The following is a 26,993-nucleotide window of genomic DNA, read 5'->3' on the forward strand; positions in this document are numbered from 1 at the left end:
GATCACCGAGGCGGGCGGGGGAAGGCGAGCCGGGGCGGGGATGGGGGCACGGAGGGCGAGGGGTGGGGGCAAAGGGGTGGGTCAAGTCAGGTTGGTCAGGGCTGACTTCACCGTTCGGCGGCCGTGTTCGGCCATGCGCGGGAAGGTGTGCCGGTAGTAGTCGATGCCGGTCAGCGAGGGGGCGAGCGCCCAGCCGCAGGCACGCAACCAGGTGGCGTCGTCGTACCCGACGGTCTCCCGGTAGGTCTCCCGGGCCGCGCCGGTGAACGTCCACAGCGCCGGGGCGACGTCCGGGGCCGGATCGCCGACGCCGAGCGCACCGAAGTCGATGGCCGCGACCAGCCGTCCGTCGTCGTCGACGACCAGGTTGCCCGGTTGCAGGTCACCGTGGATCCACACCGGCTCGCGGTCCCACTCGGGTGCCGACAGGCAGACCTCCCACGCCGCCTCGGCGGCGCGCACGTCGAAGCCGTCGTCGTGGGCGGCGAGCCGGGGCAGCACCCGCCGCACGGCGTCGTCGGCGTGGCGCAGGGCGGCCCCGCGCGAACCGGGCGGCTTGGCCGGGCCCCCCGCCGGGTCCACCCGGTGCAGGGCCCGCACGAAGCCCGCCAGGTCGCGGGCCAGGGACACGTCGGCGCAGCCGAGCCGGGGCGGCGTGCCTCCCGCGAACCACGGCACCACGGTCCACCGCCACGGGAACCCCGCGCCCGGCTCGCCGACGTGCAGCGGGACGGGGACCCGCGCGGGCAGGTGGGGGGCGAGCGCGGGCAGCCACCGCGCGTCGGACTCGGCCTGGCCGACCGCCCAGGCGATCTTGGGCATCCGGGCGACGAGTTCGTCGCCGAGTCGGAAGAGGACGTGGTCGGTGCCCTCCACCTCGTCGGGCAGGGGCGTCACGGGAAGGTCGGCCCACCGGGGACACTGGTCCGTCACCAGGCGGCGCACCTGCTCGGTGGTGGCGCGGATCTCGTCGGCGTGAATGGGCACGACCGGCACGGTAGGAGACGCCGCCGCCGGCAGCCACCGGTTATCCGCGTGGGTCCGGGCGGGGGTGCGCCGTGAGCTGCCGCATCAGCCGACGGGGGTCGCATCGGCGGTGCCGCCGCCCGCCCCGCCCCGCGCCGGGCCGGCCGGCGGTCCGTCGGCGGCGGGCGTCCCCTCGGCGGACCACGCCTCCGCGCCGGCCCGGCCGGGTGGCAGCGCCCGCAGCCGGCGCACGTCCCGGCTGGCCAGCATGCCCCCGACGGCGAGCACCACCAGCCCGGCGAGGGCCAGCAGCGTGTCGCGGGCCCCGATCGTCACGGCGAGCGGCCCGACCGCCACCTGGCCGAGCGGCATGGCGATCCAGGACCCCAACATGTCGTACGAGTAGACGCGCGCCAGCCGGTCGGCCGGGATGTGCTGGGCGATCGACGTGTCCCAGGCGACCGTAAACTGTTCGACGGCGACGCCGACGGCCAACGCGGCGGCCACCAGCACGAGGATCGTGGGTGCCAGGGCCAGCCCCAGCAGCAGGAGCGACTCGGCGAACATGCAGGCCACGCCGAGCAGCAGCAGCCGGCGCACCCGGATCCGCAGGGCGATCAGCCCGCCCAGCACCATCCCGACGGTCTGCGCGGCCAGCACCACGCCCCAGCCGCTGCGGCCGACCGTCGAGTCGGCGACGGCCGGGCCGAGCACGTTGACGCCGCCGGCCAGGCACGCGTTGAGGACCATGAACCCGAGCACCACCGCCCACACCCAGGTGCGCGCGGTGAACTCCGTCCAGCCCACCCGCAGGTCGGCGACGACACCCGTACGGCTGCTGCTGGCCTTCGGGGCGGCGACCCGGACCCCCGCGAAGGCCACGGCCGCGACGGCGAAGGTGGCCGCGTCGACGGCGAGCCCCCAGCCCGGCCCGACGGCGGCCACGAGGAGGCCGCCCGCCGCCGCGCCGCCGATCATGCCCGCGTTGATGCCGAGCCGGAGGAGCGCGTTGGCCTGCTGGAGCAGTTCGGACGGCACGGTCTGCGGCGTCGCGGCGGCCGATGCCGGCTGGGACAGTGCGCTCACGACGCCGTTGGCCGCGCCGAGCGCCAGCAGCAACGGGACCGTCGCCGTGCCGGTGAGCACGACGGCGGCCACCGCCGCCTGCGTCGCCGCGCCCAGCGCGTTGGAGCCGACCAGCACCAGCCGGCGCGGTACCCGGTCGGCCACCACCCCGCCGAAGAGCACGAACAGCACGGTCATCAGCGATCTCGCGCCGACCACCAGGCCCAGGTCACGCACCGAGCCGGTGAGGTCGAGCACGGCGAAGGCCAGGGCGATGGGCGCGACGCCGTTGCCCAGCATGTTGACCGTGCGGCCGGCGGCCAGCCAGCGAAACGCGCGATGGCGCAGCGGAGCGAGCAACGATCCCCCCAGGTGACGTCGGTCGCGTCCGGCCGGCCGCGAGACACCCGCAATGATCGCCGTTCGGCGCGTCCCGATCGACCCGTTTCGGGCCGACGGCGGCTGACGCGGAAGGGTGGCCGTCGCCGGATCGGGCGGTCCGGAATGAGTATGGATGCGGATGGGCCAGGCGGCACGGCCCTGGCAACGTCACGCACATGAATGATGCGGAAGCGCCGCGCCGGGGCTCGTTCGGGTCGAGCCTCCTCGTCGCGTTCGGCTGGTACGCCACCCTGCTCGCCGCGATCTTCGTCGGACGCGCAGGCGTGCCGACGAACCCGAACCGGGACTGCTCGGCGGCGTTCGACTGCCTGAAGCCGCAGGAGGAGTTCCTGCTGGCGGCGATCATCGGCGCGCCGGTTCTCGCGGCCATGCTGCTCACCACGCTGGCGATCACCGCGCCGCTCGCGCGCCGGGCGCCCTCCCCGGTTCTCGCCGGCACCCTGGCGGCGTCGATCACCGCCGGGCTCGCCGTGCTGGCCGGCGGGGTCTGGCAGGCCGCCCGGTGAGGCGCGTCGGGCTCGGCGCGCTCTTCTTCGCCTGGCTCTACGGCGTGCCGTTCCTGTTCGTCGTCGGGCTGGTCCGCCGGGTGTCCTCGCCCTACGTGCCGACCCACACGGCGGCGCGGGCGTTCGGCGCGACCACGGAGACCCTCCTGACCACGGCGCTGCTGCTCAACCTGGCGCTTCCGATAGCCGGGGCGCTGCTGGCGCGGCTCGCCCGTGACGCGTACTGGACGCGCCACTTCGCCTGGTCACCCGCGGGCGTGGTGCTGATCTTCCTGGTGGTGGCGCTGGCGGGGAGCCTGGCCACGGGGCCGCTGTTCAGCTGGACGCCGCCCGTCGGGCTCGGCGCCGGTTAGGTCGACTCCACACGCGAGGGAACTCACCGGTCAGGTGACACCGAGGCTGAGCGCGAGCTGGACGAGGGTGGCCGGGGCGTGCGGCGTGCGGGTCGCCTGGGCAATCACCTGCCGGGCGGCGGGTCGGTGACGCAGCTCGGCCGGGGCGGTACGTTCGGCGTCGAGCAGCACCCTGCCGGCTCCGCGCGGGTCGCCGGTGCGCAGGTACGCCCACGCCGCGTCGAGCAGGTGCGCGGCGCGGTGCTCGGGCGGCAGCCACCGCCAGGCGTTCCGCCTGACCGCCTTCTCGTGCCAGGCGACCGCGTCGCGGGCTGCGCCCAACTCGACGGCTGCCGCGGCGCGGGCCACGTCGACCACCGTCGGGCCGAACGCCGTCGCATGGTGCTCGTGGCCGTCGCCCACCCGCGCCGCCAGGTCACCGGCCTCGTCGAGCAGGTCGGCCACCGACCGGTGGTCTCCGTCGCGGGCCGCCGCGAGGGCGGCCTGCACGAGCAGCGTTCCGCACAACGACAGCTCCGCCGGGACGCCGTCGTCGGGGTCGGGCGGGGCGATCCGGTACGCGGCGGCCATGGTCACCGACCTCGCCGCCCGCGCCCGCCCCGTCGCCCGCAACGCCTGGCCGAGCTGCACGCAGGCGGCGGCCACCAGCACCGGATCGCCGGCTGCGGCGGCCACCGCCCGGTCGGCGGCCAGCCACGCCAGCTCGCCCTCGCCGAGCTTCACCAGCAGCGACGCGGTCACCCGGTACGCCTCCACCAGCACCGCCCGCCCCGGCTCCGGGGCCTCGGCACGGGCGCGTTGCGCCGCCGCCAGCAGGCCCGGCACCAGCGCGACCACCTGCGGATAGCGGGCATGCTGGAACGTGATCCACGCGTGCGTGACATCCTGCGCCAACCGGTCCGCCGGCGACCCGACGCCCCGGGCCGTCCCCGCGCCGAGAACGATGTCGTACGTCGACAGGGCCGCCCGGATCCGCTCGACGCCCGCCACGCGCTCGGTCACCTCGGCCGGCTCCACGTCACGGCCCAGCAGCACCGACGCGTCGACGCGCAGGACGACGGCGATGTCCCGGAAGGTGGACACCTTGTCCAGGGCGCGGACGCCCCGTTCGACCTTGTCCACCCAGCTCTTCGACCTGCCCAACCGGTCGGCCAGCATCTGCTGCGTCATCCCGCGCCGGACCCGCCACTGTGCCACCCGGCGACCCGCCGGCAGCTCGTCACCGGCCACGACGCCACCGCCGGTCCGGCACCGCCCGGGTCGTCTCCTCCACCGGTATCCGCTCCGCCTCGGCCTGCGCGAGAATGCGCCGCCGGGCCGCCTCCCGCTCCGCCTCCTCCATCCGCTCACCCCGGCTGGACGTCGACTCATCGCCGCGATCAGATGCCATTGCGCTCACTTCACCTTCGGTCGGGGTGCGACGGTGTGTTCTCGGAAGGACCGATGCCGGCGGGCCCGGCCAGTGATCGTGGCCGGCTGGAATGCGGTGCCGGACGCGGCAGGGCAGGGCGGCCGGTATCACCAGATACCCGCGAATCAATGCCACGACAGAGATTCGGCGCGGAACCGATCGCCCGAAAGGTGGGCTATCGTCGACAACGTCGCTCAACGTAGGCACACCGATACTTCAGTCGATTGCGAAGCGTCGCGGTAACCCCACCATTGGGTCCCTTCACGGGGCTCGGTGGCGGACGTGAACGCGATACCGTGACCGCCCAACAGCCTCCCGGCGGAGGGAGCCACGTGGACACACGACCAGGCCGCGTGCTTCCCCGGCACCTGCTCGAACTCCCGCAGATCATCCGTGCGCTCGCCAAGCGCGATTTCACCCCTGTCTTTGCTGCGGCGAAGGCGGCCGGGCTGAGCTACAACGCGATCGCCGCAGCGTGCGAGATGAAGACAGAGCGGGTCAGCCTCATCGCACGCGGCAGCGCCACCGTCACGAGCATCGACACCGTCGAACGGATCGCGGACGGGTTGCACATTCCGGGTGGGATGGTCGGTCTCGCCGCGCGATGCTGGGAGAAGCAGGCTGCATCTCATCCGCCAAGCAGCACAGGAGACGATCTCATGAAGCGCCGCCAACTCCTGCGGGGCGCGCTCGCCGCCGGCTTGACCAGCACCTCGCTGATGCACATCGCTGAGGCTCGGCAGGGCGGCGACAGGGCGCTGACCACTACGGACACGGTCGACATCGCTCACATCGAGTCGGCCGCCGAGCAACACAGCTATGGCTACCGGGGGCGTTCGCCCGTCGACCTACTCGCCAACCTCGTCGCCGATTTCAGCGAGATCACCCCCTTGCTACGCCGGCCGCAACGCGCGTCGGGTCGGGTCGGGCTCGCCCATCTCGCCGGAATGGTCGCCGGAATGGCTGCCGTCGTACTGCACGACCTCGGCAACCGACGCGAAGCGCACGCCTGGTTCCGCACCGCCGCACGCGCCGCCGAGGAATCCGGCGACCGGACGCTGCACGCCTGGGTGCTGGCCCGGGAAGCCATGGTGCCCCTCAACTTCGGCGCGCCGCGAACAGCCGCAGACCTCGCCGAGCAGGCCCGGCAGATCGCCGGCAGAGGCACCACTGCGGCGGCCACCCTCGCCACCGCCGTGGCCGCCCGCGCCTACGCCAGCAGCGGCCAGCGTGACAAAGCTCTGGCCGCGCTAACCGAAGCCGACCGTCTCGCCGACCACCTTCCTGGAGGCGAACGCGCCGACTCCTGGTTCGGTCACTGCGACCAGAAGCACCAGGTCCACCTCTCCCACGCCCTCACCTCGCTAGGCGAAACCGCCCGGGCCCGGCAGCACCAGGCGCAGGCATTGACACTGTCAGCACCCACGAGCTCTCTCACCCGCGCCCTCATCCGCCTGGACGCCGCCATGTGCGATCACCGCGACGGCAACACCATTGACGGCTGCCAGGCCGCCACCCTGGCTCTGGCGGAGCTACCGGCCCGCTTCCGGACCGACCTGACCCGCAAGCGCGCCTTGGACCTGTACCGAGATGTCCCCACCCGCTTTCGGGCGTTGCCCGAAGTCGAACAGTTCCGAGCAGTGCTCACACCCTGATGCGTGGCCGCCCCGTCGAGTTGCACACCCCTGTCAGGAGACGAGGCCGACCTTCAGCGCGAGATCACGTACGCCGTTTCGCGCCGACCTGGGCCCGTCCAGCAGGTCGAGGGTGATCTGACGGGCGTAGCCGTTGAAGCGGATCGTCTCCGGTGCCGCGTCGTACGCCTGGCGGAGAGCCTCCACGGTGGACCCGGTGTCGCTCTTGGCGCGGTGTGCGCGAGCCACCTCGATCAGGTGCCGGGCGCGGCGTGGCCGCGACGGGACGGCGGCCGGATCGAGACGGTTGGCCTGTCGCAGCGCTTCACCGGGCTTCTGCAACTCGACGGCGAGGGTCACCGCGTGCGCGGCCATGATGATCCGGGAGAACGACGTCTGCTGCTGGTAGAAGCCTTGCGGCAGCCGCCGGGACACGTCGTCGGCGAGATCCCAGTACCGCCAGGCACGGCCCTCCTCTCCCGCCCGCGCGGCGATGTAGGCGGCCTCGAAGTGCAGAGCGCCCCAGAGGGCGAGCAGGTTCGGGCTCGCGTCGGCCGCTCGTGCCTCCAGTGCCGAGATCAGCTCCAGCGCCACCGTCGTGGCGGTGTCCCAGTCGCCCGAGTCCCGGTGGAGTTGGCACAGGAACCAGCCCGCCCGGGCCACCGCCTCCGGATCGCCGGACTCCTGCGCCGCCATCATCGACCGGTCGGCGACGCGCCAGATCAGCTCGGCGGCAGGTTGGTAGGCGAGGTACATCTGGGCCAGCCCTAGGGTTTCGGCCAGCAGCGCGTGCGCCCGGCGGCGATCGGCCCCCTCGTACGTCAACGCGGCGCGTTGCGCGTCCCGGACCAGGTTCGGCAGCACGGCTGCCAGCACCGTCCGGTGGTCCGAGGACTCGTGGCGGGCCCGCCAGGCTGCGGCAAGGCGCTGGCTGAGCTGCGCCAACGGCGGCGCGGTCGCGGCACCGGGCAAGGCGACGCGGTTGACGGCGTCGCGCACCGAAGCGAGCGCGGGATGCTCCGGCCCGTTGACGGCGGCGGACCGGTCGCTCAGCTCCCCGACCAGGGCGGAAACGTCGACCTTCAGGGCGCGGGCGATCCGATCCAGCATGTGCACGCGCGGCGGCAGGATGCGGTCGTTCTCCACGGCCTTCACCCACTCGGCGCTGCGGCCCACCAACCCGCCGAGCACAGCGCGGGTCTTGCCCGCCCGTTCGCGGTAGAGCTTCAGCCGCTGCCCGAAGGTCAGCTCCGGCATGGCGTCCATCCCGACCTCCCAGCGTGACGCGCCACCCACCCGGGGTCGCCATCCCACGGTACTCATGAGCGTGGGAGCTCGTCACCCTTGCGGCAACCAGCAGCATTGAATCCACCGCTCGGGCATTTGCCCGATATGCCTCGGCTTCTAGCGCGAATCGAACCCTGGAGTCGGATGGCCGACAACCGCCAGGCGGAGGCGGATGTTGCGGCCACGCTCCTACGGCTCGACGATGGGCCCTTCTCACATTCGGCAATCACTCAGACACGAACAGCAAGATCGCAACTTGGTGGGCACACGCCCCGAAGGACGCAGCCCGAAAGGACTTCATCCATGCACATACCCACCCAGGAAGGCGAACTCCCTGCTCGAACGCCTATGCGACGAAGCCGCACCGAGGGTGACGTAGCCGGATGGTGGATCCATCGGCGCACCGACCATGTCACCATTGCAGCACGGAGGGCGTTCACCCAGTGACACGACCCCGTCACGCTAAGGGTGGCGCATACGAGGACTTGCTGAGAGAGGCGGAACGAGCCGGTTGGACCGTCACGGGCGGGGGAAACAAGCACTACAAGCTGAAGTGCCCAAACTCGTGCAGGTGCATCAAGACCATGTCGACCACGCCATCCAACCCGAACTACCTGCGCAACATGCGGGCGCAGCTGCACCGGGTGACTTGCTGGGAGGACAGATGAAGACCGAGATCCGTCTCGCTGCCGAGATGACCTTCTTCGCCGACCCGGACGGCACCGACGAGCAGTTCGAGGCGTTCCTGGACGAGGTGATGGAGCAACTGAACGCCATCGGCCGGGAGGACGTCGACCTCGCCGCGAGGCTGCCCGACCGGTACGCGGAGTTCGAGACCACCGTCGAGGCCGCCGACTTCAACATCGCAGGGGCGGGCTTCATGATGGACCTGCGTACGGCCCTGCACGCAGCCGGGTGCAACACCGCAGACTGGCCCCGGTTCGCGCCCAGCCATCAACACGTTCGCGAGCTACAGACGGCCTGACCGAGCGTTGACCCGAAGCCCCCCTCAGCCCGAGGCGGGGCTTCGTCGTGCGCGGGCCGAAGCGAGCGAGCACCGGAGATCTTGGAAGATCCCGGCCCCTGGAGGGGCCACCAACTTCCAAGGTCTACCGGTCCCCTACCGACGGGGGGCCAGGCGGGCGATCAGGTGCTCCGCCAGGGGCCACGGGCCGTAGCCGTCGGCCGTCGTCAGGTGCCCGGCGTCGCCGAGGTCGACCAGCTCGGCTCCCCACCGCCCGGCCCAGTGCGCCGCCCGGTCGTACGTCATCATCGGGTCGGTGCGGCTGGCGGCCAGGATCGACGGGAACGGCAGCGGGGCATCGGGCAGGGCCGGCAGCGCCGACTTGCCGTCGGTCCACGGCTCGACGATGTCGGGCGGGGTGACCAGCAGCGCGCCCCGCACCGGGCCCGGCCCGGCGGACGCCGCCCACAGGGCCACGGTGAGGCAGCCGGCGCTGTGCGCCACCAGCACCGTCGGCTCGGTGACCCCGTCGAGGGCGGCGGCGAGGGCGGCAACCCGCTCGTCGGCCACGTACCGCCCGCCGGTGGCGTGCCGAACCATCCGGCGCGCGGGGTCGCGGCGGGCCAGCCACTCCTGCCAGTGCTCGGGCAGGGGGTCGTTGCGGCCGGGCACCAGCAGCACGCGCGTCATGCCCCGGGAGGCTAGCGTCGAGCCGGCCGCCGTGCCGCCCCGCGCCGGTCCGGCAGGCAACCGGGCAGGCAGGCGAGAGCACGAGCGAGCCGAAGCACGAGCACGAAGCACGAGCGAGCACGAAGGAGGATGTCGATGGCGTGGATCTCGTTGACCACCGACTACGGCCTGGCCGACGGGTTCGTGGCCGCCTGCCACGGGGTGATCGCCCGGCTCGCCCCGGCCGTCCGGGTGATCGACGTGACCCACCTCGTCCCGCCGGCCGACGTGCGGCGGGGCGCGGCCGTGCTCGCCCAGACGGTGCCGTACCTGCCGGTGGGGGTGCACGTCGCGGTGGTCGACCCGGGGGTGGGCACCGCGCGGCGCGGGGTGGCCCTGGCCACGCCGGGCGGGACGCTGGTCGGGCCGGACAACGGGCTGCTGCCGGACGCCGCCGCCGCGCTCGGCGGGGTGACGGCCGCCGTGGAGCTGACCAACCCGGACTGGCTGGCCCCGCGGGTGTCGCGCACCTTCCACGGTCGGGACGTCTTCGCCCCGGTGGCCGCCCGGCTGGCGGCGGGCGCGCCGCTGGCCGACGCGGGGCCGGCGGTCGACCCGGCGGGCCTGGTCCGGCTGCCCGAGCCGGTGGTGCGGGCCGAGCCGGGCGGGTTCGCCGCCGAGGTGCTGACCGTGGACCACTTCGGCAACGTGCAGCTCGCCGCGCCGGGCGACCGGCTCGCCCCGCTGCCGGCCCGGCTGCGGGTGGCCGGTCGGGCGGCGGCGCACGGGCGGACGTTCGGCGACGCCCCGCCCGGCGCGCTGGTCGCGTACGTCGACTCGGCCGGCCTGGTCGCCGCCGCCGTCAACGGCGGCCGGGCCGCCAACGTGCTGGGCGTCGCACCCGGCGACCTGGTGACCGTCACCGCCGAGGAAGGCTGACCGTCACCGCCGAGGAGGGCTGAGGCGTGACCGCCGACCAGGACGTGGCCGGAACGTGAAATCGGCCCACCGTCGGAGTGATGCCGGATCGTCGGTTGTGGAATGCTCTCCCGGTGGGTGTTCAGTGGGTTCCTTCGGCATGTCCCTGTTGCGCCTCGCTGACCGGGGGCGGCACGTGCCCGGTCTGCTTCTGGACCGACGACGGTCAGAGCGACGCCGACGCGGACGTGGTCCGGGGCGGCCCCAACGGCGACCTGAGCCTGACCCTCGCCCGGCTCAACTTCGCCGTCTACGGTGCCAGCCACCCCCGCTACCAGGACATGGTGCGCCCGGCCCGCCCGGAGGAGCGCCCCTGACCCCGGCGCGCCCACGTCGCCCCGGCCCAGCCGGACACCGCCCGGCGGGGACAATGGCGGCATGCCCGAAGGCGACACCGTCTGGAACACCGCCCGCGTGCTGGGGCGGGCGCTCGACGGTGCCCGGCTGACCGCGTCCGACTTCCGGGTGCCCCGGCTGGCGGGCACCGACCTGGCCGGCTGGACGGTGCGCGAGTCGGCGAGCCGGGGCAAGCACCTGCTGCTGCGGCTCGCCGCCCCCGCGCCGGTCGACCCCGGCTCCGGCCCCGCCGGGCGGTCGGCGACGCACGGGCCTGGTGGGGTCACCGGCTGGACGCTGCACTCGCACCTGCGGATGGACGGGGCGTGGCGGGCGTACGCGCCGGGGGAACGCTGGACGGGCCGGCCCGCGCACCTGATCCGGGTGGTGCTGCGCGCCCCCGACGCGGTCGCCGTGGGCTACCACCTGCACGAGCTGGCGCTGGTGCCGACCGCCGAGGAGGACGCCCTCGTCGGCCACCTCGGGCCGGACCTGCTCGGCGCGGACTGGGACCCGGCCGAGGCAGTCCGCCGGCTCGCCGCCGCGCCGGAGGCGACGATCGGCGAGGCGCTGCTCGACCAGCGCAACCTGGCCGGGGTGGGCAACCTCTACAAGTGCGAGGTGCTGTTCCTGCGCGGGCTGTCGCCGTGGACGCCGGTCGGCGCGGTGCCCGACCTGGCCGGCACGGTGGCGCTCGCCCAGCGGCTGCTGGCCGCCAACCGGGGGCGGTGGACGCAGAGCACCACCGGGTCGCTGCGCCGGGGCGAGACGAGCTACGTGTACGGCCGGCGCGCCCAGCCGTGCCGCCGCTGCGGCACGGCGATCCGCCGGGAGGAGCTGGGCGAGCGGGTCACCTACTGGTGCCCGGTCTGCCAGCCGGACCCGCCCGGGCGGCCCGCGCCGCCGCCGACCGCGACAGGGGCCGAGCCGCCCGTGCCAACACCCTGACCTGCGGCGACACGCCGTCCCAGCGGCCGGGACATCCGCAGATAGGGACGATTGGGTAGTTCCGCACCGACCCTCCGACGTCGCATGCTGCGGTTGAGTGCTCACCGAACGTCAACAGGCGGGTGCGGCCGCCCCGAGGGGGTGGCGGTCGCCACGCCACGACCGATCCGGGGAGAGCCATCGTGCTGTTCCGCAGACTGCGCTCCAACTTCGTCGACCGGCCCCCGCGTACCGGCGCGGAGCCGGGGCCGACCGTGCCGGCGGCCCGGACCGCCGAGGCGACCGAGCCCGACGTGGCCGAAGCCGAGGAGATAGCGCCGGCCAGCCTCGACCCGGCCGCCGTCCCGCGCTGCTTCGGCCCGGTGCCCAACTTCGCCGCCAGCCCGCTGCCGGTGCCGGTCGCCGCGCCGGACGAACGCGGCGGGGTCACCGCCGGCACGGGCCTGCGCAAGTTCGTCGACGCGCTGCCCCGCCCCGGCGAGGGGGGCCGCACCGAACTGGGCGGGTGGCTGCCGGTCGCCGTGCCGGACACCATCACCTGGCCGGGCTGCGACTACTACGAGATCGGCCTCCAGGAGTACGCGCAGCGCCTGCACCGCGACCTGCCCGCCACCCGGCTGCGCGGCTACCGGCAGCTCAACCTCGGCACCGACGGCACCGGGCACAACACGGTGGCCCCGCCCGACCGGCCGTACCTGTGCGGTCCGGTGATCGTGGCCCGGCGCGGCCGGCCGGTGCGGATCAAGTTCATCAACCAGTTGCCCACCGGCCGGGCCGGGGAGCTGTTCCTGCCCGTCGACGCGACGCTCGACGGGGCCGGGCCGGGCCCGCTCGACGGTCCGGCGCCCTACCCGCAGAACCGGGCGGTGCCGCACCTGTACGGCGGGCAGACCGGCTGGATCAGCGCCGGCAGCCCGTGGCAGTGGGTGACGCCGGCCGGGGAGATCACCCCGTACCCGACGGGGGTGGGGTTGACCCACGTGCCGGACATGCCGCCGCCCGGCCCGGGGGCGACCACGCTCTACTACCCCAACGAGCAGAGCGGCCGGCTCATGTGGCTGCACGACAACACCCTCGGCCTGTCCCGGCTCACCGTCTGCTCCGGCCAGCTCGCCGTCTACCTGCTCACCGACGAGGCCGAGGAGGGCCTCGTCGCCGACGGGGTGCTCCCCGCCGAGCAGCTCCCGCTGGTGGTCACCGACCGCACGTTCGTGCCCGACGACACGCAGCTCGCCGGCCAGGACCCGACGTGGGACCGGGACCGCTGGGGGGCCCGGGGCAGCCTCTGGCACCCGCACGTCTACCAGCCCCGGCAGCACCCGTCCCGCCCGTCGGGGACGAACCCGACCGGCCGCTGGGACTACGGCCCGTGGACCCGTCCCGCGCCGCCGGCCGGCGCGCCACCGGGCCGGCCGGGACCGGACGACGCGCCACCGGGGGCCACGGGCGGGCCCGTGCCGAACCCGCACCACGATCCCGTCGCCGACCCCGACGAGCCGCCGCTGGCCCCGGGCGTGCCGCACCCGTCGGCGGTGCCCGAGGCGTACGGGGACACCCCGCTGGTCAACGGCGTCGCGTACCCGTACCTGACGGTCGCGCCGAAGGCGTACCGGTTCCGGATCCTCAACGCCTGCGCGGACCGCTCCCTCAACCTCCAGCTCTACCGGGCCCGCTCCGACGGCCCGATGTGGGACGCGGACGGCGGGCTGCTCGACGCCGACGCGGGCGAGGTGCCGATGGTGGAGGCCACCCGCGCGCCCGGCCGCCCGCCGCACTGGCCCGTCGACGGGCGCGACGGCGGGGCGCCCGACCCGGCCGCCGCCGGGCCGGCGATGATCCAGGTCGGCAACGAGTGCGGCCTGCTGCCGGCCCCGGCGGTGCTGCCGAACCGGCCGGTCGGCTACCGGTACGACCGGCAGGACCCGACGGTGCTCAACGTCGACGGGCACACCCTGCTGCTCGCCCCCGGGGAGCGGGCCGACGTCGTCGTCGACTTCTCGGCCGTCCCGCCCGGGGCCGTCCTGATCCTCTACAACGACTGCCCGGCCCCGCTGCCCCGCTTCGACCCCCGCAACGACCACCACACGGGCGCCCCGGACCGCACCGCCGTGGGCGGCGTCCCCGGCACCCTGCCCGGGTACGGGCCGAACACCCGCACCCTGCTCCAGTTCCGGGTGGCCGGCGAGCCGGCCGAGCCGTACGACGTGGACCGGCTGGCCGGGCGGCTGCCCGCCGCGTACGCCGCGAGCCAGCGCCCGCCGATCGTGCCGCAGCCGGCGTACGACCGCGCGTTCGGCACCCGCACGGCCCGGGAGACGGTCGTCACGGCGCACGCCATCGCGGTCAGCTTCACCCCGGTCGGCGCCGCCGCGCCGGTGACGCTGCCGCTGACGGTCAAGGCGGTGCAGCACGTCTTCGACCCGGCGTACGGGCGGGTCGCCGGCCGGCTCGGGGTGGCCCACCCGCACGCCGGGCCGCTGGGCCCGGCCACCCTGCCGCTCGGGCCGGTCGACCCGGCCACCGAGACGCTGGTGATCGCCGACCCGACGGTGCAGGTCGGCGCGCCCGCCGACGGCACCCAGCTCTGGCGGATCGTCGGCAACACCCCGCAGACCCACCCGGTGCACGTGGGCGGCTGCGACGTGCAGCTGGTCAACCGGGTCGGCTGGGACGGGGCGGTCCGCCCGCCCGAGCCCAACGAGCTGGGCTGGAAGGAGACGGTGCGGGTCAACCCCCGCGAGGACGTGATCGTGGCGCTGCGGCCGGTCGCCCCCGCCCTCCCGTTCAAGATCGGCGACAGCGTACGGCTGCTCGACCCGACCCGCCCGGCCGGCGTCCGGATCGGCTCCACGGCGGTCAGCCCCGTCGACGGGCGGCCGGCGGCGGTGGTCAACCAGCTGGTCAACCTGGGCTGGGAGTACCGCTGGCACAGCCAGCTCGCCGGCCACCGCGACCAGGGCATGAGCCGCCCGCTGGTGCTGCGGGTCGCCCCGCTCGCCCCGACCGGGCTGACCGCCACGCCGGTGCCCGGCTCGGCGACCGTGCTGCCGGCGATCGCGCTGACCTGGACCGGCAACGGCAGCCGCCCCCCGGCCAGCAGCCACCTGCTCCAGCGGGCCACCGACGTCGCGTTCACCGAGGGGGTCACCGCGATCACCGTGGCCGCCGCCGCGACCCGGTACACCGACTCCACGGTCACCCCCGGCGTGACCTACCACTACCGGATCCGGGCGGAGAACGAGGTGAGCTGCTCGGCCTGGTCCAACGGCGTGCCGGCCTCGGTGCGCCTCGCCGCGCCGAGCGGGCTGGCCGCGGTGATCCCGCCGGCCGCGCCGCTGCGGGTGGCGCTGCGCTGGGCGAACCGCTCCTTCGCCACCGGCGTCGACGTGCAGCGGGCCACCAACCCGACGTTCACCAGCGGCCCCGCCACCACGGCCATCGGGGTGCAGGAGCAGCACGTCGACGCCGTCGTGGCCCCGGAGACCACCTACTACTACCGGGTGCGCACCACCTACCTGGGGGTCGCCTCGCCGTGGTCGACGGTCGCCGCCGTCACCAGCCCGCCCCGGCCGGCCCCGCCGACCGGGCTGACCGCCGTCGCGGGCGCCCCCGGCCCGGACACCGCGACGGTGACCCTGACCTGGGCGGCGGACCCGCCGGGCGGGCCGGGGGCCGGCTTCCTGGTGCAGCGGGCGGTCGACCCGGCGTTCGAGCGCGAGGTCGCCGCGTTCACGGTGCACGGGCGGGCGTTCGTCAACACGGGCCTGGCCCGGGGCGTGACCTACCACTACCGGGTGCGGGCCGGCAACGTCGTCGGCAGTTCCCCGTTCACCCCGGCGGTCGCCGTCACCACGCCCGGGTGAGTCGGCTCAGTGGGTGGGGGCGCGCAACGGGTCGCCGACGGTGCGCAGGGGCTCGCCGACGGTCCGCAGCTCGGCCAGCGCCGACGCCACCCCGTGCAGCAGGTCCGTCGCCTCGGCGAGCCGGGACGCGGCGGCCTGCTCGCCGGCGGCCCGGCCGCCGAGGTGACCGGCGTCGGAGCGGGCGTCCTCGGCGAGGTAGCCGGCGGCGGCCACCACCAGCCGCTCGTACGCCGCCACCCCGCTCTCCAGCTGCGCGGACAGCTCGCGGTGGGCCTCGGCGAGGGGGGCGCGGGCGTCGGCGGGGGCGAGCCGCAGGGCCCGCTCGACGCTGGCCACCCGCCCGGCCAGCTCGCGCAGCGACCGGTCGGCGGCGGCGGCCTCGGACACCGCCGGCTCGGCCAGGCCGGTCAGCCGGCCGGCCATCCCGCCGAGGGTGAGCGCCGCCCGGTCCAGCCGGGCCCACGGCTGCGCCACGCTGGTGCCCCGCAGGGCCAGCCGGGACCGGGCGCGGCGCACCTCCGCCACCACCCCCTGCCCGGCGGGCAGCCGCTCCACGGCGGCGACGAGCCGGGCCCGGGACCGGGCCGCGGCCTCGGCCGGGTCGAGGGCCGGGGGCGCGGGGCTCGCCGCGAGGGCCCGCAGGTCGATCCACCGCCAGACGGCCAGGGCCACCGCGCTGCCGGCCGCGCCGGCCCACGCCGCGTCGGGCAGACCCAGCCCCGCGTACGGGGTGAGCACCGCCGCCGCCCCGGTCAGCCCGCCGCCCAGCACGCTCCACCGGCGGGCGGACCGCCGCAGCCTGCGGAGCTGGCGGAAGTATCGTGCTCGCTCGTCTGCCACCCGTGCCTCCTCGTTCCGGCCGCCGGGGCGGCGCCGAAGCCGCCCGGCCGGCAGTCGCTGGCGCCGCTCAGCCGGCGGCGCTGGTGTCGCCGGTGCCGCGGTCCTGCCCCATGCTGGCCCGGAGCTGGTCGAGCCGGGCCGCGGCGGCCGGGTCGACGGCCGGAGTGGCGGGCGCGGTCTGGCCCTGCTGCCCCACGGCCGGGCGGTCCTGCCGGCCGGCGAGCTGCTCGCCGGCCATGCTGGCGCGGATCTGCTCCAGCCGGGACGAGCCGGCCGAGTCGAGGGACGCCTTCTGGATCTCCAGCATGCGGCCCTCGACGGAGTTGCCGGCCAGCTCGGCGCGGCCCATCGCGGTGGCGTAGCGCTGCTCGATGCGGTCCCGCACCGCGTCCAGCGACGGGGTGCTGCCGGACGCGGTGAGCGACGACATCGACTCCAGCGACTGGGCCACGCTCTCCTGCATCTTGGCCTGTTCGAGCTGGCTGAGCAGCTTGGTGCGCTCGGCCAGCTTCTGCTGGAGGATCATCGAGTTGTTCTCCACCGCCCGGCGGGCCTGCGCGGCGGCGCCGAGCGCCTGGTCGTGCAGGGTCTTCAGGTCCTCGGTGGCCTGCTCGGCGGAGACGAGCTGGGTGGCGAGCACCTGGGCGGTCTGCTCGTATTTCCCGGCCTCCGCCTCGTCGCCGCGGGCCCGGGCCTGGTCGGCGAGGACCAGGGCCTGCCGGGCGTTGCCCTGGAGCCGCTCGACCTCGGTCATCTGGCGGGACAGCTTCATCTCCAGCTGCCGCTGGTTGCCGATCACCGCCGCCGCCTGCTGCACCAGCGCCTGGTGCTGGCGCTGCGCCTCCTCGATCGCCTGCTGGATCTGCACCTTGGGGTCGGCGTGTTCGTCGATCCGGGCACCGAAGAGCGCCATCAGGTATTTCCAGCCCTTGACGAACGGGTTCGCCATCTCCGCGGTATCCCCTCAGTAGAGTCGCGCCGCCCGGCCGGGCCGGGCGGTCCGGCCGGTGGTCGTGCGGCGGTGACCCCCATCGTCCCAGCCGGGCGCCAGCCCGGCATCCGTACGTCACCGGCGGCACGCCACCGTCTGATCAACAGTACGCGGCGCGGGAAAGCCCGACCACGTCCTCGGGCGACCTGCGGGAGGGCGGGTGAGGATCAGGCGGCGCAGACGACGTCGCGGTCGCGCTCGGCGGGGCGCACCCGCGTGCGCAGGGTCGCCTTCAGCGGGGAGTCCTGGTGCACCGCCACGGCCACCGGGCCGCCGGTGGTGACCTGCCGGACCCCCCGGCCGGTCGACTTGCGCACCGGGGCGCGGCCCACCGGGGACTCGACGGGCTCGGCCGGCTCGTCCTGCACCGGCACCAGCACCCCGGGAAGCTGCTCGGCGAGCGCCACCGTGTCGCTGACCTCGCGCAGCAGCTCGGAGAGGCGGGCGCCGAGGGCGTCGCAGATGGCGGCCAGCAGCTCGCTGGACGGCTCCTTCTGGCCGCGCTCGATCTCGGAGAGGTAGCCCAGGCTGACGTTGGCCGCGGAGGAGACCTCGCGCAGGGTGCGGTGCTGCCCCTGCCGGCGCGCCCGCAGTGCGTCACCGATCACCCGGCGTAGCAGGACCATCGCACCTCCCCTGACGGGTCTCACCCTCTTCACCGACGCCATGCCGGCGCGGCGTGCCGCCCCGGCGTCGACGCCACGCGTCGGAGCCTTCCCGCAACCGTACCCGCTGCGGGCCCCGGTGACATCCCACCCCGCCCGTCCTTCTGGCCACGGGGCTCAGCGGCGGGCCGCCCCGGCGGGCGCGGCGTCGCCGTCGCCGGAGCGCGGCACGCCCGCCCCGGGCCCCGGCACGGCCGCGTCGATCCGCTCGGCGAGCAGCCGCAACGCCTCGATGACCGCGGCGGTCCGGATGTGGTCGCGGCCCCCGTCGAGGTCGAGCCGGCGGACCTCGGAGCCGGCCGGCCCGGCCACCGCGACGTAGACCAGCCCGACCGGCTTGCCGTCCTGCGGCTGCGGCCCGGCGACGCCGGTGGTGGCGAGCCCCCAGTCCGCGCCGCAGCGCCGCCGGCCGCCCTCGGCCAGGGCGCGGGCCACGTCCGGGTCGACCGGGCCGCGCTCGGCCAGCAGGTCCTCCGGTACGCCCGCCAGCGCCGACTTCAGCTCGGTGGCGTAGACGACGAGGCCGCCCCGGTAGACGCCGCTGACCCCGGCGATCTCCACGACCGAGGCGGAGAGCAGGCCGCCGGTGAGCGACTCGACGGTGGCCAGCGTCTCGTGGCGATCGGCGAGGCGGTGCACCACGCCGGCCGCCGGACTGCCGGCCGGCCGGTGCCCGTTTGCGTCAGTTCCCATGGAGATGTCCCTTTCCCCGCGCCGGCCGGTCTACGCGTCCCCGCGCCGCTCTACGCATCCTCGCGCGCGGGCCGGCGCAGGCGCAGCGCCTGGGCCACGTAGTCGAAGCCGGTGACCACCGTGACGCCGACCGCGGCGGCCATCAGCCAGGGGCCGACGGCGGCGGGCCCGGCCGGCATCGGCCACAGGTACCAGGTGATCGCCAGGATCTGCAGCGCCGTCTTGATCTTGCCGCCCCGGCTGGCCGCGATGACGCCGTGCCGGATCACCCAGAACCGCAGCGCCGTGATGCCCAGCTCGCGGGCGAGGATGACGCCGGTCACCCACCAGGGCAGCAGGTCGTACCAGGACAGCAGCAGCAGGGCCGCGCCGGTGAGCGCCTTGTCGGCGATCGGGTCGGCCACCTTGCCGACCGAGGTGACCAGGCCGAACCGGCGGGCGATCCAGCCGTCCACCAGGTCGGTCACCGAGGCGACGGCGAAGATCAGGCAGGCGGCGATCCGCCACCCGGCGTGGGTCGCGCCGGAGGCGACCACCGAGGCCGCGAAGACCGGCACCAGCACCAGCCGCAGCAGGGTCAGCCCGTTGGCCGCGTTGAGCACCGGGACCCGGGCGACCACCGGCGGCTGCGCCGACTCCGCCGCCGGCGTCACCGGCGCACCCCGCTCGGGCCGCCGCGGCGAACCTGGCACCGCACCACGTGGCTCCCCCGCCTTCTCAGGGCCCGCCGTCACCGTGCCGCGCCGGGCGCAGCCGAGATCATCTCATCCGGGACGGCGACGAGATCCACCCCTTCGGTGGCGGTCACGGTGGCGCGCACGAGGTCGCCGGGGCGCAGCGCCGCCAGGTCCACGCCGCCGTCGGCCGGGGCGACCAGGGTGGTGGAGCCGTCGACCTCGGGGGCCTGGTGCGCCGCCCGGCCCTCGACCACGCCGTCGTCGACCGAGTCGACCAGCACCTCGACCGTGGAGCCGAGCCGCTCCTCGGCCCGCTGCGAGCACAGCTCGTCGGCGAGGGCGCTGAGCCGGTCGTACCGGCGCTTGATCGTCGCGGCGGAGACCTTGCCGGGCAGGCCGGCGGCCTCGGTGCCGTCCTCGTCGCTGTAGTCGAACATGCCGATCGCGTCGAGCCGGGCCGCGCTGAGGAACCGGACCAGCTCGTCGACGTCGCCCCGGGTCTCGCCGGGGAAGCCGACGATGAAGTTGCTCCGCGCGCCGGCCTCCGGGGCCAGGGCGCGGGCGGCGGCCAGCAGCTCCAGGAACCGGTCGGTGGAGCCGAAGCGGCGCATCCGGCGCAGCACCGGCTCGCTGGAGTGCTGGAACGACAGGTCGAAGTAGGGCGCGACGCCGGGTGTGCCGGCGATCGCCTCGACCAGGCCGGGGCGGGTCTCGGCGGGCTGGAGGTAGCTCGCCCGGACCCGGACGATCCCGTCGACCGCGGCGAGCTGCGGCAGCAGCTTCTCCAGCGCCCGGGGGTCGCCGAGGTCCTTGCCGTACGACGTGGAGTTCTCGCTGACCAGCACCAGCTCCCGCACGCCCGTCTTGGCCAGCCACTCCGCCTCGGCGAGCAGCTCGTCGGGCGTCCGCGAGACGAACGCGCCGCGGAAGGCGGGGATGGCGCAGAACGCGCAGCGGCGGTCGCACCCGCTGGCCAGCTTGAGCGACGCGACGGGGCCGGTGTCGAGCCGCCGCCGCAGCACCTGCCGCAGGTGGGCCGGGGTGTGCTCGTCGGTGGCCACGACGGCCCGGTTCGTGCCGTGGCCGGGCAACGAGACGGCGCTGTCGCGCCGGGCGACCGGGGTCAGCGGCAGCAGCTCCCGGCGGTCGCGCGGGGTGTGCGCGTCGAGCGCCTCGCCGGCGACGACCGCGTCGAGGCGGGCGGCGATGTCGGGGTAGTCGTCGAAGCTGAGCACCGCCTGGGCCTCGGGCAGGCTGTCGGCCAGCTCCCGGCCGTACCGCTCGGCCATGCAGCCGGCGGCGACCACCTTCGCGCCGGTGTCGGCGGCGGCGAGCAGCGTCTGGATCGAGTCCTGCTTGGCCTTCTCCACGAAGCCGCAGGTGTTGACGACCACCACGTCGGCCCCCTCGCCGTCGGTGATGACCTGCCAGCCGTCGGCGTGCAGCCGGGCGGCCAGCTCCTCCGAGTCGACCTCGTTGCGGGCGCAGCCGAGGGTCAGCAGGGCGACGCGGCGGCCGGCGGATTGCGGGGAGGGGGCGGTGGCAGACACCATCCGAGGGTACCGGGCGGGCGGACGGCGGCCCGCAACGGCGGCCACCCGGATCGCCCCCGGCCGCCGCCCGCCGGCCGGGGCCGGCTCAGGCCGTCGCCGCGCCGACCCGGACCAGCCGGTCGAGCAGGAAGACCTCCGTGCCGGCCAGGCCGGTCGAGCAGAAGACCGACACCTGGTCCGCGCCGGTCCGGCCGCGAGCCTCGCCGGCCAGCACCGCGCCCAGGTCACCCAACCGCCCGGCGTACGCGGGCAGCGTCGCCAGCATCGGCGGGTCGTACGCGGCCGCCTGCGCCGGCGAGTCGGTGACCAGCAGATCGGCGGCGTCGAGCAGGTCGGTGCCGAACTCGTGCCGGTCGGCCTGCTTGAAGCCGACCGTGTTGACGTGGGTGCCGGGGGCCAGGTCGGCGGCGTCGAGCACGGGGGCGACGGCGGTGGTGGCGAGCACCACGACGTCGCGCTCCCGCACGGCGGCCCGCGCCGAGTCGACCGCCCGCGCCGGCACGCCCAGCTCGGCGCGGACGCGGGCGGCGAACGCCTCCCGCCGGGCGGCCGAGCGGCTGTGCACGGTGACCTCGCGCAGCGGGCGCACCGCGGCGGCGGCCCACACCTGGGTCCACGCCTGCGTGCCCGAGCCGACCACGCCCAGCGTGGCGGCGTCCGGCCGGGCCAGGGCGTCCACGGCGACCCCGCCGAGCCCTCCGGTGCGCCGGGAGCCCAGCTCGTCCCCGACCGCGACCGCCCGCACCGCCCCGGTGCGCCCGTCGTGCAGCACGACCACCTGTTCGCCCTGCGGGTGCCCGAACGTGTCGTACGAGCGGAAGCCGTACCACTCGCCGGTGAGGTGCCCGGCGGTGAGCACCATCCGTCCCCCGCCCAGCGCCGCGGCGGCCCGGGGCGGGGCCACCAGGCGGCCGGCGTGCGCGGCGAGCAGGGCCTCGCGCATCGCGGCCACCGTGGTGGGGGCGTCCAGCGCGGCGGCGACGTCGGGGTCGGCGAAGAGCAACGGCATGACCCGAATACTGCAACTTGAAGTCAGGTTTACGTCAACCGGTGGTGGCCCGGCTCACCCCGCCGCCGCCCCGGCCGGTGCTACCGTCGGTCGCGGCGGCCCCAGGGCCGCCCCGGACGAGTGGTGGGCGTACCCGGTCAGGCCAAGACGCCGCACCTGTGACAACCGACCCCACTCGCCCCGGCACCGCAGGCCCGGGCACCGAAGCAGAGGTGTTGCGGCATGGCCTGGATCGTGTTGGTGATCTCCGGACTCCTCGAGACCGCGTGGGCGGTCGCCCTCGACCGCAGCGCCGGCTTCAGCCGGCTCGTGCCGTCGGTCGTGTTCGCGGTCACGCTGGTGCTCAGCATGGCCGGGCTGGCGTACGCGCTGCGCGAGATCCCCGTCGGCACCGGCTACGCGGTCTGGGTGGGCATCGGTGCGGTCGGCACCGCGCTGGTCGGCATGCTGGCGCTGCACGAGTCCGCGAGCCTGCCCCGCATCGTCTGCCTGCTGCTGGTCGTCGCCGGGGTGGTCGGCCTCAAGGTCTTCCACTGACCGGTCCCCCGCTGACCGGCCTTCCCCTGACCGACCGGCATGCGTAGTTTTCGGCACCGGTGGGTAGTGATCCGGTCGACGGTAGAACGAGGCTCACCACGGAGGACGTCATGGCCGACACCCACGCCACCACCCGCCCGCGCACCAACGCCGCCCGGATCTGCACCATCGTCGCGTTCGTCTTCGCCGCCCTCGCCGTCTTCGTGTCGCCGGTGATCTTCGGCCTGCTCGGCGTGATCCTCGGCGTGGTCGGCGCGGTCCTCGGCGACAAGCCGCTCGGCTGGTACGCCGCCGCCGCAAGCGTGGCCGGCGCCGTGCTCGGCATGATCCTCAGCGCGGTGATCCTGAACGCCTGAGCACCCCACCCGCGACCGCAGGGCCCGCCGGATCCCGGCGGGCCCTCGCCGTGTGGCAGTCGGCCGGCGACCCGCCTGGCCGGATCATCGCCAACTCCCCGCCAGGACGGGTGTTCAGCAGGGGTCGAGGTTGTTGGGATCAGGACGACTGTCGTCCTCGAGCTCCGGCGGAAAGTCGTGGTTCCGGTAGTACGTACGCCAGGTTCCGCTGTCGATGAAATCCTTGATCGACTGAGTGAGCCGCTCACACATCGCCATGTCGCCACGTCTGAAACCGATGCCATACTCTTCGAAGTTGCCGAAAGACAACTTGGGCACGACCTCGACGGCACCATTCTCGACCTTGGCAAAGCCGTACAGAATCAGCAGATCCGTGGAGACGGCATCCACCTGGCGGGACTTGAGCAGTTCGACGCATTCCCCGAAACCGTCGACCAGCGTGAGCCTCGTGATGCCCTGCTCCCGCAGTTGTTTCTCCGAGGTGGTGCCCGTCACCGTGCAGACGGTCAGCTCCTGCAGATCGTTCGTTGAACCGACCCGGTTCTCCCCTGCCCGCACCAACACTCCCTGCCGGGTCCTGAGATAGGGGCCCGCCATCCCTACCAGCTTGCGGCGCTCGTCGGTGATCGAGTAACTGGAGATGACGATCGTTTCCCCCGCTGGGTCCTCCTGGATCACCGCCTCGCGATCCCGCGAAGGCACCACGAACGGGCGCGCGTTCCACTTGTTCCGGTTGATGAGCCACTGCGCGAACTCGGCGTCGAAGCCGTTGAACTTTCCTACACCGGTCACCATGCTGAGGCCGGGTTGATCGCCGTCCACCCCGATAGACTTGACCGTCGCGGCGCCCGATCGCACGACCGGCGCTGGCGTCGGACTCGGGTCCGGAGCGGGACAGCCGGAAAGGAACGCCGCGAACGCCAGCCCGACGGTCCATGACCACTTGCGGCACACCGCCATATGCGGCTCCCTGGACTAGTTGAAGAGGATGGCCTGCTGCACGTCCAGCCGGTAGGAACACTCAGGATCGTCTCGCTCGACACCGATCCTCACGTCCACATGCCTCGTGGCACCGCGCAGCGACAGCACTGCTTCCTTCCCGGACCGAGCCCGCACCACTGCTCCAGCCACCCCGTCGATGGTCGGCTGCAACGTCAGCATCGCCGGCCCCGCGCAGTTCCCGGTCTCCCCGGTGTTCTCGACGGCGACCGTCAGCGCCAGCCGTCGGCGCTGGGGTGGAGCCCCCGGCACCAGCAGGGTCAGCTCGGCGCCGGGCCCGAAGGTGCCGGCGGGCGCGACCGAGGCCATGTCGACCGTGACGTTGAGGTTGTTGCGCCCGGTCAGACGCCACACGGCCACGGTGCCCACGCAGACGGACACGGCCACGATGAGGGCGGCGGCCCACGATCGCCGCCGTCGAACGGAGAACGGACGGCGGACCTCGTGGGGATGCCGGACCTTTTCGTAGAGGGTGACCAGAAGGGTCGCCACCGCCACCGTCAGGCTCAGCACCTGGGCAATCTCGTTGCCCTTCGTGCCCAAAGCGAGAAGGTAGACCGTGCCCGCCACCACGAGCCCCACCGTGAGAAGCAGAGCCCCGGGGCGGGACCACCATGAGTGATTCGATCCTGAACTGCGAGGAGATGCTGCCTGCGGCACGAATCCCCCTCACCCTTGGCACGGTCGCCTGCCACTCTATGGGCACGGCTCCCAGGGATGGGAGGTTGCGCAGGGACCGCAATGCGTCGGATTACCGACGGCCACCATCCCCACACATCGATCGCGACAGCCCCGGTGATCAGCCGGGAGGGCTGGTCAGTTGTCCGCGCCGCCGAGGCCGGCGAGGACCTCTTCCAGCTCGTCCGGCTTGACCAGCACGTCGCGGGCCTTGGAACCCTCGGACGGGCCGACCACGCCCCGGGTCTCCATCAGGTCCATCAGACGGCCGGCCTTGGCGAAGCCCACCCGCAGCTTGCGCTGGAGCATCGACGTCGAGCCGAACTGCGAGGTGACCACCAGCTCGACCGCCTGCACCAGCAGGTCCAGGTCGTCGCCGATCTCCTCGTCGATCTTCTTCTTGCTGTCCTGCGCCGGGGCCAGCACGTCCGGGCGGAACTCCGGCTCCCGCTGGTCCTTGCAGAACTTCACCACGTCGGCGATCTCGCGCTCGGTGACCCAGGCCCCCTGGATGCGGATCGGCTTCGACGCGCCCATCGGCAGGAAGAGGCCGTCGCCACGCCCCAGCAGCTTCTCCGCGCCCGGCTGGTCGAGGATGACCCGCGAGTCGGCCAGCGACGAGGTGGCGAAGGCCAGCCGGGACGGCACGTTGGCCTTGATCAGGCCGGTGACCACGTCCACGCTCGGCCGCTGGGTGGCCAGCACCAGGTGGATGCCGGCGGCCCGGGCGAGCTGCGTGATCCGCACGACCGAGTCCTCCACGTCGCGCGGCGCGACCATCATCAGGTCGGCCAGCTCGTCCACGATCACCAGCAGGTACGGGTACGGCCGTATCTCCCGCTCGCTGCCCGGCGGGGCCTTGATCTCCCCCGTGCGCACCTTGCGGTTGAAGTCGTCGATGTGCCGGACCCCGTTCGCGGCGAGGTCGTCGTAGCGCATGTCCATCTCGCGGACGACCCACTCCAGCGAGTCGGCCGCCTTCTTCGCGTTGGTCACGATCGGGGTGACCAGGTGCGGGATGCCCTCGTAGCCGGTCATCTCGACGCGCTTCGGGTCGATCAGCAGCAGCCGCACCTCGTCCGGGGTGGCCCGGGTGAGGATGGACACCAGCAGGGTATTCAGGCAGCTCGACTTCCCGGCTCCGGTTGCGCCCGCGATGAGGATGTGGGGCATCTTCGCGAGGTTGGCCACCACGAAGCCGCCCTCGATGTCCTTGCCGAGCGCCACCACCATCGGGTGGTGGTCGCTGGTGGCGGCGCGGGAGCGCAGCACGTCGCCGAGCGCCACGTTCTCCGGGTCGGTGTTCGGGATCTCCACACCGACCGCGCTCTTGCCCGGGATCGGGCTGAGGATGCGCACGTCCGGGGACTTCACCGCGTACGCGATGTTGCGGGAGAGCTGGGTGATCCGCTCGACCTTCACGCCCGGGCCCAGCTCCACCTCGTACCGGGTGACCGTCGGGCCCCGGGTGAAGCCGGTGACCTCGGCGTCGACGCCGAACTGGTCGAACACGCCGGTGAGCGCGGCGATCACCTCGTCGTTGGCCTTGCTGCGGGTCTTCGGCGCGGCCCCGCCGCTGAGCAGGTTGGCCGGGGGCAGCGTGTAGTCGCCGGCCAGGCCGGTGAGCGCGAGCTGCTCGGCCCGGGTGGGCGGCGGCGAGTGCTCCGGCGGCTCGACCGGCTTGCGGGTGGCGGGCACCTTCGCCGGGGCCTTGCGGGGCAGCACCACGGTCTCCTGGAGGTCCGCGCCCTCGTACGCCTCCCCGTCGAAGTCGTCCGGGTCCGGCAGCGGCGGCGCGGCGCGCTTGGCCGGGCGGCGGCGGGCCGGCTTCTTCTCGGCGGGCTCCGCCTCGGCCTCGTCGGCGGCCGGCGGCGGGCCGACCACCGCGCCGGCGAGCAACCCGAGCCGCTCCGGGATCTTGTTGATCGGCGTGGCGGTGACCACCAGCAGGCCGAAGACGAGCAGCAGGAGCAGCAGCGGCACGGCGACCCAGGCCGTCACGGCGGTCTCCAGCACGTCGCCGACGCCCGCGCCGATCAGGCCGCCCGCGTAGTCGCGCTGGACCGGGTCCACCGGGTTCTGTCCGATGTGCAGCATCGCGGCGGTGGCGACCAGCATGGACCCCCAGCCGACCAGGCCCCGCCCCCGGTGCTCCGGGTCGCCCGGCGTACGCATCAGCCGCCACGCCCCGATCGACAGCAGCACCGGCACGACGATCGAGATCGCGCCGAGGAAGAGCCGCACGGTGTCGGCGAGCCGGGCACCGACCGGGCCGGCCCCGGAGAACCAGATGGCCACCGCGCTGAGCAGGGAGAGGCCGAGCAACAGCAGGCCCGCGCCGTCGCGGCGGTGCTCCGGGTCGAGGTCGCGGGCGGAGGCGGCCTGCCGGCCGGCGGCCCGCACCGCCCAGCCGACGCCGTGCGCGAGCCCCATCCACACCGTGCCGATCGCCCGGCCGACGTGGACGGCCGGGCCCTGCCGCGCGGCGGGGCGCCGCCTAGGCGCCGCCTTGGTGGTCTTCTTCGCCGGCTGACGGGCACGACTGTTCGTGGTGCCACGCGGCGACGCGCCGCGTCGCCGGCTCGCCTGAGAGGTACGGCCCGCCATAGAGTC

The 26,993-nt window shown here is 74.5% G+C and carries 26 protein-coding genes and 1 riboswitch; of the genes, 10 read left to right on the forward strand and 16 right to left on the reverse strand.

Translation table 11 applies throughout. The features are described 5' to 3' along the window. Positions 1 to 81 precede the first annotated feature (81 nt). Together HDA31_RS20950 and HDA31_RS20955 are read right to left on the reverse strand one after the other, a co-directional pair. A complete protein-coding gene (locus HDA31_RS20950; RefSeq protein ID WP_219825015.1) occupies positions 82 to 987 on the reverse strand; it encodes an aminoglycoside phosphotransferase family protein in 906 nt (301 codons plus the stop codon). 84 nt (positions 988 to 1,071) lie between these two features. After that, on the reverse strand, positions 1,072 to 2,391 hold the full coding sequence (locus tag HDA31_RS20955) for an MFS transporter (RefSeq protein WP_178063892.1): 1,320 nt from the start codon (positions 2,389 to 2,391) through the stop codon (positions 1,072 to 1,074). A gap of 197 nt (positions 2,392 to 2,588) precedes the next feature. Here HDA31_RS20955 and HDA31_RS20960 point away from each other — a divergent pair, with 197 nt between their 5' ends. Further along, positions 2,589 to 2,939, forward strand: coding sequence for a hypothetical protein (locus HDA31_RS20960; RefSeq protein ID WP_178063891.1), 351 nt, complete (start codon positions 2,589 to 2,591; stop codon positions 2,937 to 2,939). Beyond that, positions 2,936 to 3,292, forward strand: coding sequence for a hypothetical protein (locus tag HDA31_RS20965; protein WP_178063890.1), 357 nt, complete (start codon positions 2,936 to 2,938; stop codon positions 3,290 to 3,292). Before HDA31_RS20960 ends, HDA31_RS20965 begins: the two co-directional genes overlap by 4 nt. A 30-nt stretch (positions 3,293 to 3,322) precedes the next feature. Here HDA31_RS20965 and HDA31_RS20970 read toward each other — a convergent pair whose 3' ends face one another. Both HDA31_RS20970 and HDA31_RS32410 read right to left on the reverse strand, forming a co-directional pair. Then, positions 3,323 to 4,522 carry a helix-turn-helix domain-containing protein gene (locus tag HDA31_RS20970; RefSeq protein ID WP_246384495.1) on the reverse strand — a complete coding sequence of 400 codons (1,200 nt, stop codon included), beginning with the start codon at positions 4,520 to 4,522 and terminating at the stop codon, positions 3,323 to 3,325. Further along, positions 4,512 to 4,682: a hypothetical protein gene (locus tag HDA31_RS32410; protein WP_246384493.1), complete on the reverse strand. Its 171-nt coding sequence runs from the start codon at positions 4,680 to 4,682 to the stop codon at positions 4,512 to 4,514. The genes HDA31_RS20970 and HDA31_RS32410 overlap by 11 nt, the downstream gene beginning before the upstream one ends. Positions 4,683 to 5,035: 353 nt before the next feature. Here HDA31_RS32410 and HDA31_RS20975 point away from each other — a divergent pair, with 353 nt between their 5' ends. Further along, positions 5,036 to 6,358, forward strand: coding sequence for an NsdA family TPR-like regulatory protein (locus tag HDA31_RS20975; RefSeq protein ID WP_178063888.1), 1,323 nt, complete (start codon positions 5,036 to 5,038; stop codon positions 6,356 to 6,358). Between the two features lie 33 nt (positions 6,359 to 6,391). Here the strand turns inward: HDA31_RS20975 and HDA31_RS20980 are convergent, their stop codons facing one another. Continuing rightward, the gene (locus HDA31_RS20980) at positions 6,392 to 7,603 is read right to left on the reverse strand and encodes a transcriptional regulator (RefSeq protein ID WP_178063887.1); all 1,212 of its coding nucleotides are present in this window, start codon (positions 7,601 to 7,603) and stop codon (positions 6,392 to 6,394) included. Between the two features lie 685 nt (positions 7,604 to 8,288). On the opposite strand from HDA31_RS20980, the gene HDA31_RS20985 reads away from it, so the two are divergent. Then, positions 8,289 to 8,609, forward strand: a complete 321-nt coding sequence (locus HDA31_RS20985) for a hypothetical protein (protein WP_091277398.1) — start codon at positions 8,289 to 8,291, stop codon at positions 8,607 to 8,609. Between the two features lie 135 nt (positions 8,610 to 8,744). Here HDA31_RS20985 and HDA31_RS20990 read toward each other — a convergent pair whose 3' ends face one another. Next, the gene (locus HDA31_RS20990; RefSeq protein WP_178063886.1) at positions 8,745 to 9,278 is read right to left on the reverse strand and encodes an RBBP9/YdeN family alpha/beta hydrolase; all 534 of its coding nucleotides are present in this window, start codon (positions 9,276 to 9,278) and stop codon (positions 8,745 to 8,747) included. Positions 9,279 to 9,407: 129 nt separating this feature from the next. On the opposite strand from HDA31_RS20990, the gene HDA31_RS20995 reads away from it, so the two are divergent. The 4 genes from HDA31_RS20995 (at position 9,408) to HDA31_RS21010 (ending at position 15,382) form a co-directional block, all read left to right on the forward strand. Further along, positions 9,408 to 10,196, forward strand: coding sequence for an SAM hydrolase/SAM-dependent halogenase family protein (locus HDA31_RS20995; protein ID WP_376701403.1), 789 nt, complete (start codon positions 9,408 to 9,410; stop codon positions 10,194 to 10,196). A gap of 113 nt (positions 10,197 to 10,309) precedes the next feature. Beyond that, positions 10,310 to 10,552 (forward strand): CPCC family cysteine-rich protein, encoded by a 243-nt coding sequence (locus HDA31_RS21000; protein ID WP_091277528.1) that lies wholly within the window; start codon positions 10,310 to 10,312, stop codon positions 10,550 to 10,552. A 61-nt stretch (positions 10,553 to 10,613) separates the two neighbouring features. After that, complete coding sequence (locus tag HDA31_RS21005; protein ID WP_178063884.1) at positions 10,614 to 11,519, forward strand: zinc finger domain-containing protein; 906 nt, start codon at positions 10,614 to 10,616, stop codon at positions 11,517 to 11,519. Positions 11,520 to 11,641: 122 nt separating this feature from the next. After that, entirely contained in the window at positions 11,642 to 15,382 is a 3,741-nt protein-coding gene (locus tag HDA31_RS21010; protein WP_376701404.1) for a multicopper oxidase domain-containing protein, read from the forward strand. Between the two features lie 6 nt (positions 15,383 to 15,388). Here the strand turns inward: HDA31_RS21010 and pspM are convergent, their stop codons facing one another. The 7 genes from pspM to HDA31_RS21045 all read right to left on the reverse strand — a co-directional run bounded on the left by pspM (position 15,389) and on the right by HDA31_RS21045 (position 21,810). Then, positions 15,389 to 16,222, reverse strand: coding sequence for a phage shock envelope stress response protein PspM (gene pspM / locus HDA31_RS21015; RefSeq protein WP_178063883.1), 834 nt, complete (start codon positions 16,220 to 16,222; stop codon positions 15,389 to 15,391). Between the two features lie 67 nt (positions 16,223 to 16,289). Next, positions 16,290 to 17,171, reverse strand: coding sequence for a PspA/IM30 family protein (locus HDA31_RS21020; protein ID WP_178063882.1), 882 nt, complete (start codon positions 17,169 to 17,171; stop codon positions 16,290 to 16,292). 209 nt (positions 17,172 to 17,380) lie between these two features. Next, positions 17,381 to 17,839: a helix-turn-helix domain-containing protein gene (locus HDA31_RS21025; RefSeq protein ID WP_178063881.1), complete on the reverse strand. Its 459-nt coding sequence runs from the start codon at positions 17,837 to 17,839 to the stop codon at positions 17,381 to 17,383. 156 nt (positions 17,840 to 17,995) lie between these two features. After that, positions 17,996 to 18,571, reverse strand: a complete 576-nt coding sequence (locus HDA31_RS21030; RefSeq protein WP_074473912.1) for a CinA family protein — start codon at positions 18,569 to 18,571, stop codon at positions 17,996 to 17,998. A 50-nt stretch (positions 18,572 to 18,621) separates the two neighbouring features. Further along, positions 18,622 to 19,224: a CDP-diacylglycerol--glycerol-3-phosphate 3-phosphatidyltransferase gene (pgsA, locus tag HDA31_RS21035; RefSeq protein WP_178063880.1), complete on the reverse strand. Its 603-nt coding sequence runs from the start codon at positions 19,222 to 19,224 to the stop codon at positions 18,622 to 18,624. A 77-nt stretch (positions 19,225 to 19,301) separates the two neighbouring features. Further along, positions 19,302 to 20,801, reverse strand: coding sequence for a 30S ribosomal protein S12 methylthiotransferase RimO (gene rimO / locus HDA31_RS21040; protein WP_178063879.1), 1,500 nt, complete (start codon positions 20,799 to 20,801; stop codon positions 19,302 to 19,304). An 85-nt stretch (positions 20,802 to 20,886) separates the two neighbouring features. After that, positions 20,887 to 21,810 (reverse strand): ornithine cyclodeaminase family protein, encoded by a 924-nt coding sequence (locus HDA31_RS21045; protein ID WP_178063878.1) that lies wholly within the window; start codon positions 21,808 to 21,810, stop codon positions 20,887 to 20,889. Between the two features lie 92 nt (positions 21,811 to 21,902). Next, positions 21,903 to 21,967: riboswitch (guanidine-III (ykkC-III) riboswitch) on the forward strand. 65 nt (positions 21,968 to 22,032) lie between these two features. On the opposite strand from HDA31_RS21045, the gene HDA31_RS21050 reads away from it, so the two are divergent. Together HDA31_RS21050 and HDA31_RS21055 are read left to right on the forward strand one after the other, a co-directional pair. Continuing rightward, positions 22,033 to 22,347: a DMT family transporter gene (locus HDA31_RS21050; RefSeq protein WP_074473909.1), complete on the forward strand. Its 315-nt coding sequence runs from the start codon at positions 22,033 to 22,035 to the stop codon at positions 22,345 to 22,347. Between the two features lie 110 nt (positions 22,348 to 22,457). Continuing rightward, positions 22,458 to 22,703, forward strand: a complete 246-nt coding sequence (locus HDA31_RS21055; protein WP_043962438.1) for a hypothetical protein — start codon at positions 22,458 to 22,460, stop codon at positions 22,701 to 22,703. Between the two features lie 114 nt (positions 22,704 to 22,817). Here the strand turns inward: HDA31_RS21055 and HDA31_RS21060 are convergent, their stop codons facing one another. The 3 genes from HDA31_RS21060 to HDA31_RS21070 form a co-directional block, all read right to left on the reverse strand. Next, on the reverse strand, positions 22,818 to 23,663 hold the full coding sequence (locus HDA31_RS21060; protein ID WP_178063877.1) for a transporter substrate-binding domain-containing protein: 846 nt from the start codon (positions 23,661 to 23,663) through the stop codon (positions 22,818 to 22,820). A gap of 15 nt (positions 23,664 to 23,678) precedes the next feature. After that, complete coding sequence (locus HDA31_RS21065) at positions 23,679 to 24,284, reverse strand: hypothetical protein (protein WP_178063876.1); 606 nt, start codon at positions 24,282 to 24,284, stop codon at positions 23,679 to 23,681. Positions 24,285 to 24,518: 234 nt separating this feature from the next. Further along, a complete protein-coding gene (locus tag HDA31_RS21070; RefSeq protein WP_178063875.1) occupies positions 24,519 to 26,987 on the reverse strand; it encodes an FtsK/SpoIIIE family DNA translocase in 2,469 nt (822 codons plus the stop codon). Between the last annotated feature and the right edge of the window lie 6 nt (positions 26,988 to 26,993).

This window comes from Micromonospora carbonacea (assembly GCF_014205165.1).
In the GTDB taxonomy this organism is placed as follows: Bacteria; Actinomycetota; Actinomycetes; order Mycobacteriales; family Micromonosporaceae; genus Micromonospora; species Micromonospora carbonacea.

Bases quoted from the DNA above. Each gene is read 5' to 3' on its own strand.
- HDA31_RS21070 (WP_178063875.1), bottom strand. From the start codon at position 26,987: ATGGCGGGCCGTACCTCTCAGGCGAGCCGGCGACGCGGCGCGTCGCCG.
- HDA31_RS32410 (WP_246384493.1), bottom strand. From the start codon at position 4,682: ATGGCATCTGATCGCGGCGATGAGTCGACGTCCAGCCGGGGTGAGCGG.
- HDA31_RS21030 (WP_074473912.1), bottom strand. From the start codon at position 18,571: ATGGGAACTGACGCAAACGGGCACCGGCCGGCCGGCAGTCCGGCGGCC.
- HDA31_RS20960 (WP_178063891.1), top strand. From the start codon at position 2,589: ATGAATGATGCGGAAGCGCCGCGCCGGGGCTCGTTCGGGTCGAGCCTC.
- HDA31_RS21020 (WP_178063882.1), bottom strand. From the start codon at position 17,171: ATGGCGAACCCGTTCGTCAAGGGCTGGAAATACCTGATGGCGCTCTTC.
- HDA31_RS20990 (WP_178063886.1), bottom strand. From the start codon at position 9,278: ATGACGCGCGTGCTGCTGGTGCCCGGCCGCAACGACCCCCTGCCCGAG.
- HDA31_RS21050 (WP_074473909.1), top strand. From the start codon at position 22,033: ATGGCCTGGATCGTGTTGGTGATCTCCGGACTCCTCGAGACCGCGTGG.
- HDA31_RS20985 (WP_091277398.1), top strand. From the start codon at position 8,289: ATGAAGACCGAGATCCGTCTCGCTGCCGAGATGACCTTCTTCGCCGAC.
- HDA31_RS21045 (WP_178063878.1), bottom strand. From the start codon at position 21,810: ATGCCGTTGCTCTTCGCCGACCCCGACGTCGCCGCCGCGCTGGACGCC.
- rimO (WP_178063879.1), bottom strand. From the start codon at position 20,801: ATGGTGTCTGCCACCGCCCCCTCCCCGCAATCCGCCGGCCGCCGCGTC.
- HDA31_RS20980 (WP_178063887.1), bottom strand. From the start codon at position 7,603: ATGGACGCCATGCCGGAGCTGACCTTCGGGCAGCGGCTGAAGCTCTAC.
- HDA31_RS21025 (WP_178063881.1), bottom strand. From the start codon at position 17,839: ATGGTCCTGCTACGCCGGGTGATCGGTGACGCACTGCGGGCGCGCCGG.
- HDA31_RS20995 (WP_376701403.1), top strand. From the start codon at position 9,408: ATGTCGATGGCGTGGATCTCGTTGACCACCGACTACGGCCTGGCCGAC.
- HDA31_RS21060 (WP_178063877.1), bottom strand. From the start codon at position 23,663: ATGGCGGTGTGCCGCAAGTGGTCATGGACCGTCGGGCTGGCGTTCGCG.
- HDA31_RS21055 (WP_043962438.1), top strand. From the start codon at position 22,458: ATGGCCGACACCCACGCCACCACCCGCCCGCGCACCAACGCCGCCCGG.
- HDA31_RS21005 (WP_178063884.1), top strand. From the start codon at position 10,614: ATGCCCGAAGGCGACACCGTCTGGAACACCGCCCGCGTGCTGGGGCGG.